At 56.5% G+C, this 1482-nt stretch carries 1 protein-coding gene; it reads right to left on the bottom strand.

Features of this window, described 5'->3' with window-relative positions; genetic code table 11:
• Window positions 1–369 precede the first annotated feature (369 nt).
• Window positions 370–1281 carry a LysR family transcriptional regulator gene (locus BLX41_RS05335; protein WP_123724057.1) on the bottom strand — a complete coding sequence of 304 codons (912 nt, stop codon included), beginning with the start codon at window positions 1279–1281 and terminating at the stop codon, window positions 370–372.
• Window positions 1282–1482 lie beyond the last annotated feature (201 nt).

Genomic DNA, 1482 nt, shown 5'->3' with positions numbered 1-1482 from the left:
CTTGAAGTATTCGGTGCAGGCTGGACCGAGATCGGCGGCCATGGTGGTGCTCGACAAGGTGAGTGCAGCAACTGAGGTGATTAATGCGAACGCTTTTTTCATGGATCAATCCTTGGAAGTATTTATTGGCGTGAAGATTCTGAGGGTGAGCGTCAGCATTAGATGTAGGAATAGTCCTAGACTTTGTAAAAAAGCTCTGAAGCCAGGTGGTTTTAACACTGTTCTTTCTCGGGTTATGGGAAATGTCATTCCACTTTCAAACTACCAACAATCACGGATCAATGGCCACGTCACTGGCCATCCACGACTTCATTGACTGGCCAATGACTTGACGAGAAAGCAAGTGACGCACGTGCAAACACTTGCTCTTCACTCCAGGAAAAAATGCTCCTTGATCGAATCCAGCAGCAGTGACTTGACGATCTGCAACGCGTTGTCGTGTTTGCTGCCCACGCGCATGCCGATCTCAAGTTCGTAGGAAGGCATGGGCACGGGGCAGGGGAAGGTTTGCAGCGAACTGATCCGTTCCATTGCGCGTGCGGCGTGGGTGGGCACGGTGGTGATCAGTTTGGAGCCCACCAGCAGAAAGGGAACGGCGGCGAAGTGCGAGGTCGAGGCCTTGATCGTACGGGTCAGGCCGACGTTGTTCAGGCCTTCATCGACAATGCCGACATAACCTGCGGACGACACCAGCAGGTGCGGGCGCTGAGCGTAGTCCTCCGCGGTCACCGGGACGGTGTTGTGGGCATCGGCGATGCCCAGGTAGTTGCCGCGGCCCAGCCTGATGCGGGTGATCAAGTGCGAGGACAAGCCTCCGGCGGAGATGGCGAGATCGATCTTGTGGCCCATCAGCATGTCTTGTACGACGCCGCTGTGGGTTTGCCGGAAGAGGATGCGCAGCCCGGGCAGGCGCTCTTCCACCACCGAGAGAATCTTCTGCCCCAGGGCGATTTCACTGTCATCGGAGAGCCCGATGGTGAGGGTCCGGCCCTGCACTTGCTGGCCGTCGGCGGCCATGGCCAGGGCCAGCCTGCAGCGGTTGATGGCTTCTTCGACCAGGGGGTACAACTCGTTTGCGCGCATGGTCGGGCGCAGGCCGCGCCCTGTGCGCTCAAACAGCGGGTCGCCATAGATCTCGCGCAAACGTGCAAGGGAAGCGCTGACCGCCGGCTGGGTGACGCCCAGCCGGATAGCCGCGCGGCTGGCACCGCCTTCTTCGACAAGAGCGACAAAAACCCTGAGCAGGTTCAGGTCTATGTTTTCGATATCAATAAGATTCATATCAGATAGCTTGAATGGCGCATTGATCTATATTGTATCAGCCATAAAATGACCTGCCTAAACAATCAACGGCGCGGCTTATCGGGGGCGGGGTAGCTGTTCCCAATGCTTGGCTAGTTCCAGTTGGTTCAGCTTTTTTCTGCGCGGACATCAGCCTTGGCTGTTGGATTGAAGTTTTAAGCCAGAGGTTGAAGTATGGTG

It is taken from the genome of Pseudomonas protegens (assembly GCF_003732485.1).
GTDB lineage: Bacteria > Pseudomonadota > Gammaproteobacteria > Pseudomonadales > Pseudomonadaceae > Aquipseudomonas > Aquipseudomonas protegens_B.
This window is presented reverse-complemented; position numbering and strand designations above follow the sequence as displayed.